This window comes from Singulisphaera photorubra (genome assembly GCF_045290345.1).
GTDB lineage: Bacteria > Planctomycetota > Planctomycetia > Isosphaerales > Isosphaeraceae > Singulisphaera.
The window spans coordinates 782,830-797,990 of sequence record NZ_CP155447.1 but is presented as its reverse complement, the minus strand read 5'-3'; the positions used below and the strand labels follow the sequence as shown (position 1 = coordinate 797,990).

13 protein-coding genes are annotated in these 15,161 nt (G+C 59.9%); 9 read left to right on the top strand and 4 right to left on the bottom strand.

The window, feature by feature from the left end; genetic code table 11:
• Positions 1-660: 660 nt before the first annotated feature.
• Both V5E97_RS02970 and V5E97_RS02965 read left to right on the top strand, forming a co-directional pair.
• Entirely contained in the window at positions 661-1,101 is a 441-nt protein-coding gene (locus V5E97_RS02970) for a DUF1559 family PulG-like putative transporter (protein ID WP_406697805.1), read from the top strand.
• Between the two features lie 62 nt (positions 1,102-1,163).
• Entirely contained in the window at positions 1,164-1,625 is a 462-nt protein-coding gene (locus V5E97_RS02965; RefSeq protein WP_406697804.1) for an H-X9-DG-CTERM domain-containing protein, read from the top strand.
• Positions 1,626-2,156: 531 nt separating this feature from the next.
• Here V5E97_RS02965 and V5E97_RS02960 read toward each other — a convergent pair.
• A complete protein-coding gene (locus tag V5E97_RS02960) occupies positions 2,157-3,218 on the bottom strand; it encodes a DUF1559 family PulG-like putative transporter (protein WP_406697803.1) in 1,062 nt (353 codons plus the stop codon).
• A gap of 1,587 nt (positions 3,219-4,805) precedes the next feature.
• Between V5E97_RS02960 and V5E97_RS02955 the strand changes: the two genes are divergently transcribed.
• Genes V5E97_RS02955 through V5E97_RS02940 form a run of 4 tightly spaced genes read left to right on the top strand, consistent with a single transcriptional unit; the run spans position 4,806 to position 8,327 of the window.
• The gene (locus V5E97_RS02955) at positions 4,806-5,369 is read left to right on the top strand and encodes a D-sedoheptulose-7-phosphate isomerase (protein ID WP_406697802.1); all 564 of its coding nucleotides are present in this window, start codon (positions 4,806-4,808) and stop codon (positions 5,367-5,369) included.
• On the top strand, positions 5,366-6,199 hold the full coding sequence (locus V5E97_RS02950) for an HAD family hydrolase (RefSeq protein WP_406697801.1): 834 nt from the start codon (positions 5,366-5,368) through the stop codon (positions 6,197-6,199). Before V5E97_RS02955 ends, V5E97_RS02950 begins: the two co-directional genes overlap by 4 nt.
• Complete coding sequence (locus V5E97_RS02945) at positions 6,196-7,305, top strand: GSU2086 family protein (RefSeq protein WP_406697800.1); 1,110 nt, start codon at positions 6,196-6,198, stop codon at positions 7,303-7,305. Before V5E97_RS02950 ends, V5E97_RS02945 begins: the two co-directional genes overlap by 4 nt.
• 56 nt (positions 7,306-7,361) lie before the next feature.
• Positions 7,362-8,327 (top strand): bifunctional heptose 7-phosphate kinase/heptose 1-phosphate adenyltransferase, encoded by a 966-nt coding sequence (locus tag V5E97_RS02940; RefSeq protein WP_406697799.1) that lies wholly within the window; start codon positions 7,362-7,364, stop codon positions 8,325-8,327.
• A gap of 147 nt (positions 8,328-8,474) precedes the next feature.
• On the opposite strand, the gene V5E97_RS02935 is transcribed toward V5E97_RS02940, so the two are convergent.
• Complete coding sequence (locus V5E97_RS02935; protein WP_406697798.1) at positions 8,475-9,479, bottom strand: 6-bladed beta-propeller; 1,005 nt, start codon at positions 9,477-9,479, stop codon at positions 8,475-8,477.
• A gap of 519 nt (positions 9,480-9,998) precedes the next feature.
• Here V5E97_RS02935 and V5E97_RS02930 point away from each other — a divergent pair.
• On the top strand, positions 9,999-10,481 hold the full coding sequence (locus V5E97_RS02930) for a hypothetical protein (RefSeq protein ID WP_406697796.1): 483 nt from the start codon (positions 9,999-10,001) through the stop codon (positions 10,479-10,481).
• Positions 10,482-10,579: 98 nt separating this feature from the next.
• Positions 10,580-11,446, top strand: a complete 867-nt coding sequence (locus tag V5E97_RS02925; protein ID WP_406697795.1) for a hypothetical protein — start codon at positions 10,580-10,582, stop codon at positions 11,444-11,446.
• 112 nt (positions 11,447-11,558) lie between these two features.
• Here V5E97_RS02925 and V5E97_RS02920 read toward each other — a convergent pair whose 3' ends face one another.
• Positions 11,559-11,996, bottom strand: a complete 438-nt coding sequence (locus V5E97_RS02920) for a hypothetical protein (RefSeq protein ID WP_406697794.1) — start codon at positions 11,994-11,996, stop codon at positions 11,559-11,561.
• 93 nt (positions 11,997-12,089) lie between these two features.
• Between V5E97_RS02920 and V5E97_RS02915 the strand changes: the two genes are divergently transcribed.
• Positions 12,090-13,313 (top strand): DNA polymerase Y family protein, encoded by a 1,224-nt coding sequence (locus V5E97_RS02915; RefSeq protein ID WP_406697793.1) that lies wholly within the window; start codon positions 12,090-12,092, stop codon positions 13,311-13,313.
• Between the two features lie 64 nt (positions 13,314-13,377).
• Here V5E97_RS02915 and V5E97_RS02910 read toward each other — a convergent pair whose 3' ends face one another.
• Positions 13,378-15,030, bottom strand: a complete 1,653-nt coding sequence (locus V5E97_RS02910; protein ID WP_406697792.1) for a leucine-rich repeat domain-containing protein — start codon at positions 15,028-15,030, stop codon at positions 13,378-13,380.
• Between the last annotated feature and the right edge of the window lie 131 nt (positions 15,031-15,161).

Sequence of the window (15,161 nt, the reverse complement as noted above, 5' to 3'; positions counted from 1 at the left end):
TGCGTTGTCCGCGGGTTGCCTGCACACGACAGGAGTGGCTGGGGCTGTGAGCCACCCCGTCGGAAAAGCCCTTTGGCCGGATGAACCGACCTGAGTGGGAGCGTCGCGGCCATGGTCCTGATGGGCGTGGTCGCGGCGACTGACACTCGCGGCCTGAGCCAACGCCATTCCCGCGAAGCCAGGGGCCTTTTTTTCGACAACGATCGGTGGCTGGACGAAAATCTCGATGGATTGCCGGCCGTGCGACTGCAAACCAACCCGTTGCCGTTGCCACAGTGTGAAAAGAACCAGCCCATGCGAAGGTCCAAAGCCAGGGAGCTCACGCTCCCTGCTCGCCTTTCAGGGGCGAGCGAAATCCATGGCACCACGATCGGTACCGTCCCTTGGTCGTTAGTCTTCGCTCGCCTTCCAAAGGCGAGCGGGGAGCGTGGGCTCTCTGTCTTCCGACGGCCGAAGAACCTCCGGTAACATGGCGAGAGTCTCAGAATCATTGGTTCTTTCGCTCGGTCGCGGATTGTTCCTTTCTTTCCAGGATTCTATTGATAGCTCGCCTGTCTAGAGGTAATGTCTCGTCTGTGATCAGATGTGCTGTTAGTAAATTCGTTGAATTGAAGTTTCAGTGTCGAGTTGAAAGTGTGTCAATCAGGAGGATGTTTTACTATGGAATGTCGAAAATTCGGCAAGGCCAGCACCTCTCAGTCCTCGGCCTTCACCTTAATCGAAGTTCTTGTCGTGATCTCCATTATTGGCCTCCTGATTGCTTTGCTACTGCCGGCCATACAGTCAGCTCGCGAGTCTGCGAGACGACTGCAATGCGTCACGAATCTTCGAACTATGGGCATCGCCATGCACGGATACGCTTCCCAAACCGGCGTACTTCCTCGTGGCGAAAAGGCCTATTCCATCCAGACCACCTTATTGCCGTTGCTTGAGCAGACTGCAACCTATAACAGTATCAATTTTTGTAATTATTCGTCTGATCTAAAGGCCATGGCGGCGAACCAGACGGTCGAAAAGACAAGGATTGCCGTGTATCTCTGCCCGTCTGATTCCTCTCAGATTCGTCTCGGAGGCTCAAATTACGGAGGAATTGGGGCGTAGGACTCACCAAGTCCAGTGCCCTGAATAACGGTCCGTTTGCATCTCCCGGAGATATCCCACCTGTGGGGCTCGAACACATCAGCGACGGAACCAGTCAAACGGCTGGAGTGGCTGAATTCTGCCGCGGCGACTGGTTTGGTCGAGACGTTACTCGGCTTGTCCTGAAATCACATTCGCCAGGAGTTGCCGGTGATAGGCTTGGCCGCCTTGTGTCCGAGTGCCTTAAGCTTGAGTTGTCGGAGAAGAATACGGATGGCGCAATCAAAGGCGTGACCTGGATGAGCCAAGCTCTTGGGCAAACCCTGTATAATCACACGCTTCCCCCCAATGAACGTTCTTGCACAAATGATCCTGGAACAATCCAAGAGGGGGCCTGGACTGCGGGCAGTCAACATCCGGGTGGTGTCAACGTCCTGTTTCTCGATGGTCATGTTTCGTTTAAGAGAGCAACGATTTTATTGAGCGTTTGGCGTGCCATTGGCACCATGAATAATAATGAGGCGATTTCAGGGGAAGATAATTAGTCGAGAACAGGCAGTCAGGTCGCTCGCTGGATTTGGTGCCAGCTTCACCAATTTTAGGACCAGGGGCCTGGCCAACTGCTCGGGTATTGTTGTTGGAGTTCTCGGGCTCATGCCTCTTGCACGATTGTGGAGGGAGCGAATCCGAGTTCCTGAAACGAACGGAAGGCCGGGAGCCAAGCTGATGGCCCCCGGCCTTTTTCATGGGACGAATTCACGGGTCGCGTGAGTCACAAGGCTATTTGTGAGGCGCTGTTCCTTTCGGGGTCGGAGGCGTAGCGCCTTCGTCGGGGCCTGGAGGCACGTATCCCACGTTGGGGGGCGTTCCTTCCTGAATCCCACCGCCGCATCCGGAGAGAAGGCCTGAGACGACGATAGCCAAGCCAAGGAGCGACTTCAGTCGGTGCATGGACAGTAACTCCGGTTTAGATAGAACCGCTTCAATTGGACCGAGGGGTAGTTGTGATCTGGCCAGGGTTGATGGAGCGGTCGAGACATCGCGGACTTGTCTCGACCGAGCCTGCGTTCGCAGGTTCAATAGGCGTCGGCGCTGATGACCTCACCGCCATTGCGGGTGCCGAGAGCCCACCACGAGGGGAGGTTCACGGTGTCCTTGATGAACTTGACCGAGCCATCGGCTAAGCCCATATTGACGCCACCGGAGTGGTTGCTCGTGGGCGAGCCGATCCCGGCGGAAATTTCCCAGGTCTGTGACGCCGAGTTTTCGTACTGATTGTTGTGGCAGAGGGGCATATTCGGCGGGCCGAAGTGGTTGTACGTATTGGTGCAATGAACATAGTAGCCGACGATCCAGATATATCCGAAGCATTGGCTGTTCTTGGCGACCGTTGAGCCGGGGAGTGCCTTGCAGGTGTTGTAGAACGTCATCGCCTGGGCGGGGTCGCCCGTTTCGCCGGGAACGGTGGCTCCCGAATCAAAGAAGCCCCGCTTGGCGTCGGAGCTGCTGAGTCTGAGTTGGGCAAGACCCGCGTTGGCCTTGAGGCCGACGAGACGCTCGCTGAACAAGCCCGTATTCGACGTGCCGTCGCGGATTGACTCAATGCCGATTGGGCCGAGCTGAGCGCTGGCGGAGGTCCATTTTGAGCCGGGGACCATCGTCCCCGTCCATCGCTTGATGATCCCGGGCCCGCCGAAGTTGCCGACGTAGTTGTTCGTCGCCCACGGGTCGCTGGGCTTCTGCGTGGTGCCGTCGGATGGGCAAATGAGGCTGCCGAGCTGGGCATAGCCGATCGTCGAATTCTCGGGTCCACGGGGCCTGTTGAAAAAATTGACCGCGTTGAACATGGCCTGCTGTTCCATCCCCGACAACACGGCAAGCGGCCAGCCAAAGCTCCAGCCGGAATCGACCGATAACGTCCCCGCGACTTCGGGGCCCGAACACGACGGGGGAAAGCACGAGTACGTCGAATTGTAATTGTGCACGGCCAGGCCTAACTGCTTAATATTGTTGATGCATTGAGAGCGACGAGCGGCTTCACGGGCCGCCTGGACAGCCGGAAGCAGGAGAGCAATCAAGACGGCAATGATTGCGATCACGACCAACAATTCGATCAGTGTGAACCCGCGTTTTCGCATTGCATGTCCCTTTGTTCGAAACTAAGTGAGTGAGGATGATTTCCTCGGATAACAAGAACGTCGCAATCAATTGTTATCCCTGGATTTGCCTTGATATGGTATTCGACGACTTGTTGAACTAGAGTTCTCTGGCAAGTCGGGAGGCGTCTTGGTCGAATGCCGAGCGCTCTGAAGGGATAATGGCTTGATTGCAAAAGTGATCCTAGTCAACGGACAAGCCCTGGTCCAATCGAAAACATGAGAGAAAACGCGAATCACAGATTAGTCTTAAACAAGAGGAGTGAGCGCATAAGCGGAGTCATCCCGTGTTTGCAAATAGACTTGTTGGGCTTGCCAGGGCCTGTTGCGGCGAAATGATGAATTTAGGGTTATGGATTCGCTGATGGTTTAGGGCAGCCCTGTGTGTGCCGACGTGCAGACCTGGTTTGACGTCTCTGGCAGGCAGAATGGCGTGGATTTTTACAGGGGCGTTAGCTTGGGTTGTGTCGCCAATCCGGTTTGCTGCCGCGGTCTGTGAGCTTGGTTTTTCGTCAACTCACGCCGGGGTTTGCCGAATGCAGAGTCTTCGATCTCTGGACTTCAGCCCGCTCGAGACCGACGACGGGTCGCTGGAATCGTCCTATGAATAGGATTGTTTTGCAGAATAGGGCAAATTAGGATTTGCCGATCTGGGTTGGCCGGATGGTGTTCACTCGAATGCGATAGCACGTCCTTGAGAGAGGTGATTGCTGGATCCGCTGAGGGAACATTCCTCTTGGCGCGAGCGAGAGCCCCTGGGCGGCCTTCGTGCCGTTGTGTGTCGGGTGCTCAGGGATTTTCAGGCAGCAGAGTTTCGGCCATCGCGTTGTCGTTTTCAGCCCGCACCTCACGCCGGTTCGCTTCAAGTGGCGGCCGACCACGTTTCTGGTCGCCCTGCTCCTCTACCCTCGCGATGCCTCTGTCGTGTGAGAAGCCCTTCCAGACCGAGGCGCCGGTCAACGATATAAGTTTCCCAGCCACACCTTGAACAGGGCGAAGTCGACGCGTCTGGCGATGACCGCTCCCAGCACGCTCAGGACCGTTTTGGCGAATTCCCTTGGTGCCGTCCCGTCGCCCCAAACGGAGAATTTCGGGCGGTCCCCTCCCCTGGCCTCGCTCCTACTGCGAGGTGTTCGGTCCGAGCTCGAGGGGCCGACACCAACATCATCCGCCGCATGAACTCGGGACCATGACTCAGCAAGACCGACTTACACAGGTCGATGATTTGTACTCTCCGTAGGGTCGGTCGACTCGCTTTATTCGCTTAATCACACCGACACCCCGAATCCGTTGACACGCCCGGGTCGCGGCGTAACTCACCACCCCCGCGGGATTTATTTTTGTACCCCGATGGGTCAGCGGCTATCATACATGGAGAGGGTTGTCCGCCGCTGTCAGGTCGGGAACTTGAACGATCAGGCAGGCAGATCACCACAAAGATTCCCCGTCGCCCGGATTGGGGCGGGGCTTGGTTTGATAAGCCGTAGTCGGATGGCTTCGCAGGAACGGCAATGCGTGGCCTCCTCTTTGAAATAGTCTGCGATTTTGCCCGGAGGACGAGTCAAGCTCATGCGATCCTGGCTTTCTGAGTATCTCGCGGCTCAACACCGCGCCTTGGATTCTATTCCCCTTGATGGGGTCGAGACACTGGTCGGCACGGTACGGCAAGCGTGGCGCGACGATCGGCAGATCTTCGCCATCGGGAACGGCGGGAATGCGGCAAACGCCTCGCATTTCGCGACCGATCTTGGCAAGGGCGCGAGCGACAAGATCGGCAAGCGGTTTCGCGTTCTGACCCTGGCCGACAACTCGGCCTGGCTCACCGCACTTGGCAATGACTACTGCTTCGACGACGTCTTCCTCCGCTCGTTGCAAAACTACGCGCAGCCGGGCGACGTCCTGATCGCGAGCAGCGTGAGCGGTAACTCGCCCAATCTGGTCCGCGCCTTCGAGTGGGCCGGCCAGAATGGGTTGCGTACCATCGCACTCGTGGGTGCCAAGCGCGGGCGTCTCGCCGAGATCGCTGGTCAGACGCTGGTCATTGAAGACGCCCACTATGGTCGAGTCGAAGATGCCCAAATGACGATTTTGCACATGCTCTGCTACGCGTTCATGGACGGAGGCGCCGCGTGAGCAAGGTCGTCTTTTCCGGCGAGGTCATCCTTCGGCCGACGTTCGCTCCCCGGCCCGGGATCAGCCATGTCCTGTTTGACTTCGACGGCACGCTTTCGCTGATTCGCCAGGGCTGGCCCGAGGTCATGGTCCCCATGTTCACCGAGGTCCTCCCGCCACTGGACGGCGAAAGCGATGCCGATCGGCAGCGGCTGGCGTTCGAGGACATCATGCGGCTCAACGGCAAGCAGACGATCTACCAGATGATGCAGCTCGCCGACCGGATCCGCGAACGCGGGGGCGAGCCTCGCGAGCCGCTTTGGTACAAGCACGAATACCTCCGGCGCCTGGATGAACGGATCGTCACCCGGGCCGAAGGCCTGAAGGCCGGCACCATTCCGCCCGACGACTTGCTCGTCTTCGGCGCCTCGGGGTTGATGGAAAACCTCCAACGCCGCGGACTTACGCTCTATCTGGCCAGCGGGACCGACGAGCCCTTCGTCAAGCGAGAAGCGGAGCTTCTCGGACTCACTCGGTACTTCGGTAAACATATTTACGGCGCTCAGGACGACTACAAGTCGTTCTCCAAGAAGATGGTCATCGACCGTCTTCTCAGCGAGAACAACATTCAAGGAGAGCAATTACTGTCGTTTGGCGACGGCTATGTGGAGATCGAGAATACCAAACAAGTCGGTGGACTCGCCGTCGCGGTGGCCAGTGACGAGGCGAACAACGGCTCGGGCCGCATGGATGCGTGGAAGCGTGAGCGGCTCTCCGGGGTGGGTGCTGACGTGATTATCCCGGATTTTCGTGATGCCGCTCCCCTCTTGGAGTTGATCCTGGGACAATGAACTCCACCCCACTCGACCTGTCCCGGCTCAAGGTCTTTCCTCTGAGCGATCGTGACAGCCTGACGCGTGTTGAAGAGATCCTGATTTCGCCGGACCTCGCCCCCGCCCCCTGCCCCGAACCTCTTGCCTCGGCCATTCGCCGGTGTGCAGCGGATGTTCTCAAGGCGAGAGCGCAGGGTGCCGGCGTGATCCTGATCTACGGCGCGCATTTGCTTCGCAACGGCGCCGCCTTGCTGCTTTCCAGGATGATGGAGCGAGGCTGGATCACGCACCTCGCCACCAACGGTGCGGGCACCATCCACGACTGGGAATACTCCTGGCTGGGCCGATCCACGGAAAGCGTGCGCGCCAACGTGGCGACGGGCACGTTCGGCTCGTGGGACGAAACCGGCAGGTATCTCCATCTGGCGCTGCTTGCGGGGGGCTTGAGGGGAGAGGGATATGGGGTGTCCCTGGGCCGGTTTATCGCCGAGGACGGCACCGAACTTCCCACCGGCGCCGAGCTGGAATCGATGCTGCGAGCCGAGCCCGGCCATCCGCTCGCCCCGGCCCGGGCGGACCTCTTACTCGCGATCCGCTCCCATGACCTCCCTTCCGGCCGGATCGTGGTCGAGCATCGCTGGAAAGAGGCGTCGATTCTCGCCCAGGCCTTTCTTCATAAAGTGCCGGTCTCGGTTCATCCCGGCATCGGTTACGACATCATCGCCAATCACCCCTTGTTCAACGGAGCCGCCATCGGACGCGCAGGCGCCCAGGACTTTCGGCTTTTCGGAGGATCGGTGGAAACGCTCGATGGGGGCGTCGTCCTCTCGGTCGGCTCGGCGATCATGGGGCCGCAGGTTTTTGAAAAAAGCCTGAGCTGCGCGAATAATCTCCGGATTCAGGACGGTCGCCCCACCGTTTCCGGCCATTCCATCCATGTCGTTGATCTTCAGGATGGCGGAGGATGGGACTGGACGACCGGCGAACCGCCCAAGTCGAATCCGGCGTATTACCTTCGATTCTGCAAGAGTTACGCCCGTATGGGCGGAGCCATGCATTATCTGCAATGCGACAATGCGGCTTTCATTCAGAACCTCTACCACGAGATCCTGGCCCGAGCATGACGCCCGAGCGATTCCAAGCCGTCACCTCACGTTACCAATCACTGAGGATCGCGGTGGTGGGAGACTTCTGTCTCGACCGCTACCTGGAGATCGACCCGGCTCGTGGCGAGATTTCCATCGAGACGGGCCTCTCTGTCCATAACGTCGTTCGTGTTCGCGCCCAGCCTGGAGGGGCGGGCACCATCGTCAACAATCTTGTCGCGCTCGGAATCGGCGAGATTATCGCGGTCGGTTTTTGTGGCGATGATGGCGAAGGCTATGAACTTCGCCGCGAACTGGCCGCGATGCCCGGCGTAAAGCTCGATCACTTCATCACGACCCCCGACCGCGTGACTTTCACGTATGCCAAGCCTCTGGTCATTTCCCCAGGCCAACCTCCCCTCGAATTGAACCGGCTCGACGTCAAGAACTGGACGCACACGCCCACGGCCCTCGAAGCAAGGCTCACAGCGAGCCTGCGAGAAATCGCCCCGGCGATCGACGCCCTGATCGTACTCGATCAAGTCGAAGCGGCCGGGACTGGAGTCGTCACGAGTGGTCTCCTTCGCTCTCTCGGCGAACTCGCCGTGGCGAATCCCGGTCTCCCCGTGATCGCAGACTCCCGCCAGGGTCTTCACGGCTGGCCGCCCGTGAGCTTCAAGATGAACGCGGCTGAACTTGCGTCGCTCTTGAATCGAACCGAGGTGCTTTCGCTGGACGACGTCGCGGCGACCGCGGCCGAATTTGCGGCCAGGAATGGCCGCCCGGTTTTTGTCACGCTCTCGGAGCGCGGAATGATCGCCGCGGACCCTCGAGGGGCGGTCGATCACGTCGCCGCCCTCCCGGTCCGCGGCCCCATCGATATCGTCGGCGCCGGCGACTCCGTCACCGCCAACCTTGCCGCCGCCCTTGCGGGCGGCGCGAGTCTCCGCGAAGCCAGCGAACTCGCCGCGATTGCCTCGTCCTTGGTGATTCACCAGCTCGGCACCACCGGAACCGCAAGCGTGCGCGAACTCGCCGATCACGTTGGGCCGAATCATTGAACGATCGCTGATTGCGGCGTGATGAGGCTTTTTTGCAAGGTGATTCAGAAGTCGGCAAATGGCAAGGCAAATCACCGTTGAGGCTCAGGGGCCGAGCATGGGTTCTGGGCCTTGGGTTCGGCCCCTCGTGAGCTCAACGGCCACCGACTACTTGACGCGCAGCAGCTTCATGATCCGGCCTGCAACGTTCCAGTCCTGGACGTACAGGTTGCCGTCCTTGTCCCAGGACGAGCCGTGGGTGCCGCTGAAGATGCCCTCGATCCATTTGTCCTGCGGCACGTTGTAGTTCCTTCCCATCGCGGGATCGGGGTTGTTGCCGAGCACCGCGATGATCGTGTTGGTCTTGTCGAGGATGACCAGCCGCCCGTGCAGGTCGGGGACCGAGACGAAGTCGCCCTGCACTACGGCCGAGGTCGGCATTCCCAGCCCGGTCACCACCTCGGCGATGAACTCTCCGTTGAGGTCGTAGTGCAACAAGCGGCCCTTGGGCTCGTGATTGCGATCGCAGATCAGCAGGCGTGGCGGGCTGTAACGCGTGTCGAGCGTCATCCCGTGCGCTGTGTTGAATTCCTTGAGACCATTTCCCTTGGTCCCGAAATGCATCAGGTATTTGCCGGTTTTGTCAAATTTGAAGATATGGTTGCTCGCGTAACCATCTGACAGAAAGATGTCACCATTCGGGGCGACCGTGATCGCCGTGGGATTGAATTTCGTGAGCTTGAGCCCCGATTCCTCGGGGAAAGGAAGCTTCAGGGCGATGTCGCCGGTCTGGGCGTTGAACTTGACCCCTTCGGCGTTGGCGTTGCGAGCCCCGTAGATGAACTCGCCATCCGCTTCCTCGCGGATCTTCATGTCGTGCATGTCGGAGTATTTGTCTCCGAGGTAGCTACGGAGCTTCTTGCCGTCGGGCGAGAAGACGAAGACTCCGGCATGGGAGCTCGTGTAGATGTTCCCTTCCTTGTCGACGACCACGCTACCATGGCATGGCCCGATCACGGATTTCCCCTCTGGCCCGAGGCCCCATCCCGGTACTGTGTCGAACGTCATCAGTCCGCACCCCATCCGCACGGGCTGCGTCTTCTCCGCTGCGAGCACCGGCAGCGAAAGTCCGAAGGCAAGGGCAAAAGTGACGAAGGTCAAACGGTTCTTCACGAGCAAAACTCCTGGTTGTGTGGATGGCATTGCCGAAACGGCAATCAGCGCCGGGGCCGGCGGCCGTCTCGAGCGGAGGTCCCCTCATCGACCGTGCGTTGATCAGAACCGGAATGGAGGCATAACGGAGAGACTACCAGTGCCAGCCCTCAACAATCAATTGAGTTGCCGGGCCACCGACCGCCTACTCGGACCACCCACCCAACCGTAAGCTTTCGCTCGCTCGAAAGCAGGCGGGGAGCGTGGGTTCCCTGTCATTTCGCGATGACTTGTGTGGCAAGACGGCCGCTTCCGGGACTCGCTCGCCTGTCATTCCGCGGCGCGACCACGCCCGAAGCCAGATTTCCTCCTTGCCCACGAAAATAATGCCAACTTTACAAGAGACTCACCGGGCCGCGTAAATCTTACAAACTTTGCGAGAATGTCGTCTGGATGAGTTGCTTTTGTGATGGTTCTTTGAGAAACCCTGTGCCACGGATTCCCTTCAGGTGTCAAGTTCGTAGCATTACAGGAGAGGCGATGTCGGCAGCAAGTCTTTTCGGTCGGGTCCGGGGTGCAGTACCACGCGTTGTGCACAATCCTGCTGTCCGAAAAAAAGGGTCCGAGTTCGCGGATGAGTTCTTCACGGAGATGTGTTACGACCTGCAGGCGGAGCAGATGGGCATTCCGACACAGACCGGCCAACCGACTGTCGGGGGCACGGCTTATCAAGCCGTGAAGGGCCTGATGGTCAGTCCGATGATGTCGGGGTCGGCCAAGTCGGTGGTTCTTCCGCGAACTCATGCGGATGAACAAAGAAGAGAACGCTACAAGAAGGCCGTGACGCAGGTGGTTCCGGGCAATGCGGTGGTGCTCACGCATTTGTCGAACGATCAGGCCTTCATGGAAGCCTTCAAGGTCCATCGGTCGCCGGGAGGGGGCACTCCGGCGCTCTCGACTTTCATCGACGGAAAACTTGAGTTGATGGATATACAGACACCCGAGGAAGCTGAACGCGAATGAGGGGCAACCCCGACCGTCACGGGTTGCCGAGAATTTGGCGATGGACTATCCTCGGCCCGTTCCGCGTCTTCTGATTCCCCGCTGTGGAGCGCTGTGAGATGATTTGCGTCCGCGCCACGCTCGCCCTCCTGGCGGTCGTTTGCGCGGCCCTCGCCTCGACGGGCTGCTGCTCGCGTGCTTATCAGGGGCCGCGGCCGGTCTTGGCCTTGGCCGCTCCGCGTGACCGGAATCAGAATGCCCGGCCGGTCGAGACGTTTACCATCGTCTTTTCGACGTTCATCCCGAGCAACTATGTGTTGGGGCCGGGTCTGCATCCCCAGTCGTTCTGCGGTCTCGTTCCTCCGAAGCGACTTGCGTTCGCCGGTGATGATCGCGGGTTTGATGTCGACTCGACCTGCTATCGCGCCAGGCAGGTCGTGACGATCATTCCCGAGGAAGATGACGATCCGGACGGCCTTCTTGAGGGGGCCAAGCAGAACCTGGGGGGGCTCTCGGAGTCGTTTGTCGCGTCCCAGGCTTTGGCCGATGGGCGGATCGACGATCGGGATCGGGACGGGGTGCTGGGCGACGGTGAATTCAAACAGGGGGAGAGTGCGGCCGTTGCCGATGGGATGTTGATCGACGATCCTGTCCGCCTCGGCCCTCATACGGTCTATGTCCGGCTCCGAACGGCCCGAACCGGAGGCCCGCGGAACCGATTGGTGATTGGCGCTCCCTCGATTGACTGGGATTTCGGCATCACGATCGATACGTCCGGCCCTGAGCCAACCTACGAAGTCGTCGGGGCCTGGGATGGATACCCCGCCGCCGAACTCTACATCAACCGCCAGCCTGTTTTCAGGTCCACTCCTGGAAATCGGCCGGGTTCGTTCGTCGACCTCCTCAAACTCTTGCCTGGTTACGCGGATACTCGGTTCGTGACGCGGGGAACTCTCAACGGAAAAAGGGGCGCCAGGATTTGGTGAGTCCGGCCCTATCGATGCCGCTGCCGCTGGGATTCAAGGGATAGAGTAATTGTCTTGATTTTATATGTTTAGTTATGAGTCTGGCAAGTTCTCGACCACCGGATGCACCACCTTAGATTTGCTGGTCGATGAAGACGGGCATTCGGGGTGCGCTGGTCATGATCTGGTAATAGTGGCTCGACGGCTGGCAGATCATGTAGGCGACCGCGTAGCCCCGTTCGTCGGGCACGAGGAGGCCGCGGATCCCCTGCTCGATCAGGTACCAGACGCCGCGGCGTTCCAGGCCGAACGAGGCGGGGATGTCCACGGAGATGGCTCCCGAGCCGCGCCAACCCCCCTGCTCGATCGTTTCCCGCCACGTCCAGCCGGTTCGCGGCAGGAACCGGCTCTGCCCTCGGCTGTTGCCCCAGCGCACGACCTGAAGCCGGCCGTCGCGCCAGACCGGGAGCCGGGGGCGGCGGTCGCGAAAGAGAAAGCGATACTCCGGCCGCTCGCCTCGCAAGTAGAAGCGCCGGTCCAGGCCGTATCGCCCGATCAATTCCGTGGGCAATTCGCTCCCTGCGATGGCGATTCCGAGACACACGGTTAAATCGATTCGTCCTTGAGTTGAACTGTCCGTCAGTTCAATACTATACTTTCGACCATGGGTCAAGCTCCGGTCGCACATCTCGACGCTGATTGCTTCTACGTCTCGGCGGAGCGGGTTCGCTACGAGCACCTGAACGGTTTGCCCGTGGGAGTGCTGGGCAACCAGGGGGCCTGCGTCATCGCCAAGAGCTATGAGATGAAGGCGGCCGGCGTGTCCACCGGTGTTCCGATCTGGGAGGCGATGGCGAAATGCCCCGACGGCCTGTACGTGAAACGCGACTTTCGGTGGTACGAGGTCCTGAGCCGCTTGATGCTCGACGTGGTCCGTGAATTCTCGCCGAAGGTGGAGTATTACAGCATCGATGAGTTCTTTTTCGAGGCGACCCCCCCCCCAGGGATGGACTATCAGCGCTATGCCGAGGTGGTGCGAAATCGGATCATGGAGCAGATCCGGATCCCGGTGACGGTTGGCATCGCTCGCACCCGAACGTTGGCCAAGCTGATCAGCGACACCGCCAAACCGTTCGGCGCCAAGGCGGTCCTCGATCGCCAGGCGGAGACCGAACTCCTGGCCCGACTCCCCGTCGTCGAGATCACGGGGATCTCCGGACGTCGGGAGCGCCGGCTCCAACCCTGGGGGATTCGGACCTGCCTCGACCTGGCCCAGGCCGACCGCCGCCTGATCCGGGACTTGCTGACGGCCACCGGCGAGGCGCTCTGGTGGGAACTCAACGGGGATCCGGTCGTGCCCATCCATCCGGCCCGCCCCCTCCACAAGGCCTTGTCGCGCGGGGGCAGTTTCGGCGAGGCGACCGACGATCCGATGGTGATTTATGCGTGGCTGATCCGCAACATGGAGCGTTTGATCGAAGAACTTCACTACCATCAAGTCCTGACCAAGCACGTTTCCCTCTGGGTCGGCTATCGCGACGGTCAGGCGGGGGAAGGCCGGGCCTCCCTGGAATATCCCAGCGACCGTTTCGACGTGCTGCTCGACGTGCTCCGCCCCTGCCTTCGTCGCGCCTGGATTAAGCGGGTGCCGGCGAATCGAATGCACCTGATTGCCGACCGCCTGACGCCTCGCGTGAGCGCACAGCTGGGCCTTTTCGAGTCGGGCGGTCGCCGGGCCGATACGATCGCGCACCTCAAGCACGAGGTCAACAAGAAGATCGGCCGGTTCGCGCTCCGAAGCGCCGCCACGCTGCCATTGGCCAAGATCTATAACGATGCATCGAATGATTGGGATATTTGCGACGTGAAGGGGAAAATGTGTTTTTGAAAATTTATGTATGGCTTTGAAATGAAGGCGAAGAGGTGTAGAACGCTGGGGAAAGACTGAGCGATCAATGCTTGCGCCCGAAAAATTCATCACGGGCCTCAGCGGGTCGGATTGGCCCGGAATAGACATTCACCTTGGGCCTCAGTCTTTGGAAGGCCTTGATGGCTTTCTGGGAGATTCTGGTCCCTCTGACGCTGAGAGACTCGAGTGCGGGGGCGCTTCGGAGTGTTTCCAGGCCGACGTCGGTGACGGCCGTCCCATCGAGGTCGAGGTAACTCAGGGCTGGCATCTGTGCGAGGCTTGTCAGGCCAGCGTCGGTGATGGCGGTCACGTCGAGGTCCAGATACGAGAGCTTGGTCATTCCCACAAGAGAAGCGAGCCCGGCATCGGTGACGGCCGTCCGGGACAATCTCAGAGATTGGAGGTTGGCCACCCCCGTCAGGTGCATCAGGCCGATGTCGGTGACCTGGGAATAGGCCAGGCCAAGATCTCCAAGCCGAGGCAGACTCGACAGGTGTGCAAGGCCGGCTCCGCGCAGGCTCGACCCGTCGAGACCAAGGACGGCGAGTTGTTTCAGCCCCTTCAAGTGAGCGAGGCCGGCGTCGTTGACGCCCGGCCCGTGGAGGTCCAACGCTTGGAGTTGGGTGAGATCCGCGAGACGTGCCATCGCCTCCTCGGAGAGCGAGCCGGATGTGCCCAGCAAAAGCCTGGTAAGCGACCTCAGGCCGGTGAGGTGATTCAGGCCGGCGTCGGTCACCCGCGACGATCGAAGATCAAGATTGGTGAGCTTCTTGAGCCCTTGGAGCGGAGCCAGGCCGGCGTCGGTGAGTTTTGAATCGGGGAGCGCGAGGCTTTTAAGATCAGCCAGCCCCGAGAGGTGGACCAGGCCAGCGTCGGTGACTCTCGAAAAGTCGAGATTTAAGAATTCGAGATTGGCCAGACCGGCCAGATTGGCCAGATCGGAGTCGCTCGGGAGGAACTCGGGGAAATGTAATGATCGAAGCCCCGTCAGTCCCCGCAGGTGGATCAGGCCCGCGCCATCCATGGGCGAGCCGCAAGTCAGACTGAGCGATTCGAGCTGCTTCATCCCGGCCAATGGGGTCAGGTCTGCCGGGGCATTCAGCCCCGATCCCGCAAGAGTCAGACTCTTGAGTCGGTCCAGTTCGGCGATCCGGGCCAAAGTTGCGCGGGTGAGCTTGCCGTCGAAGAAATCCAGAGTCAGGTCTTCCAACGCGGGCATCTTGGTCAGGCTCACGAGCCCGTCAACCGTGGTTGCGTCCAGATCCAACTGCAACTTCTTGAGCCTGGGCATTCCGGCGAGGTGGGCCAGGCCGGCGTCGTTGATCGACAGCATGTTGATGTCCAGGGTCTCCAACCGGTCGAGGTTCGCGATCGCGGCCAGGGTCGGTTCGCCCGGCCTGGTCTCCATCAGGTGGTAGTCGCGGAGCGAGATCCAAACGACCTCCCGGAAGAATTCGTCGCCGAAAGCCCGCCGGAGCCAACCAGGCGCCCAAGGCTTGGCGTTGGCGAGGAATTCTCCCTTGGCATCGAGCTCATAGTCAAACGCGACAGCACCGCCCGCCCGCTCGATCTCAGTCACGGAATTGCGCTGGATCGAAGCCCGGCGAGCCATCCAACCCAACACGCCACCGAAGATCAGAACCGTGAGGATCAATCCTCGCAGGCTGAGCGTGAACCGAGAGCGGGGTCGCTTCATGCTCGAGCCTTTGGATTAATTTGTTTAAATTATGTGTTTGTGAAATATCAGGAAGATGAGGAGTTGTGAGTCTTGTCGGGTTGCCTGGGAATTGAGCGGATTTTGGAGACTGTCGCCCCGACAACATGGCG

What these genes read in the sequence shown, in the direction of transcription:
- V5E97_RS02960 (WP_406697803.1), bottom strand. Translation starts at nt 3,218, where the DNA reads ATGCGAAAACGCGGGTTCACACTGATCGAATTGTTGGTCGTGATCGCA.
- V5E97_RS02955 (WP_406697802.1), top strand. Translation starts at nt 4,806, where the DNA reads ATGCGATCCTGGCTTTCTGAGTATCTCGCGGCTCAACACCGCGCCTTG.
- V5E97_RS02970 (WP_406697805.1), top strand. Translation starts at nt 661, where the DNA reads ATGGAATGTCGAAAATTCGGCAAGGCCAGCACCTCTCAGTCCTCGGCC.
- V5E97_RS02930 (WP_406697796.1), top strand. Translation starts at nt 9,999, where the DNA reads ATGTCGGCAGCAAGTCTTTTCGGTCGGGTCCGGGGTGCAGTACCACGC.
- V5E97_RS02910 (WP_406697792.1), bottom strand. Translation starts at nt 15,030, where the DNA reads ATGAAGCGACCCCGCTCTCGGTTCACGCTCAGCCTGCGAGGATTGATC.
- V5E97_RS02945 (WP_406697800.1), top strand. Translation starts at nt 6,196, where the DNA reads ATGAACTCCACCCCACTCGACCTGTCCCGGCTCAAGGTCTTTCCTCTG.
- V5E97_RS02915 (WP_406697793.1), top strand. Translation starts at nt 12,090, where the DNA reads ATGGGTCAAGCTCCGGTCGCACATCTCGACGCTGATTGCTTCTACGTC.
- V5E97_RS02925 (WP_406697795.1), top strand. Translation starts at nt 10,580, where the DNA reads ATGATTTGCGTCCGCGCCACGCTCGCCCTCCTGGCGGTCGTTTGCGCG.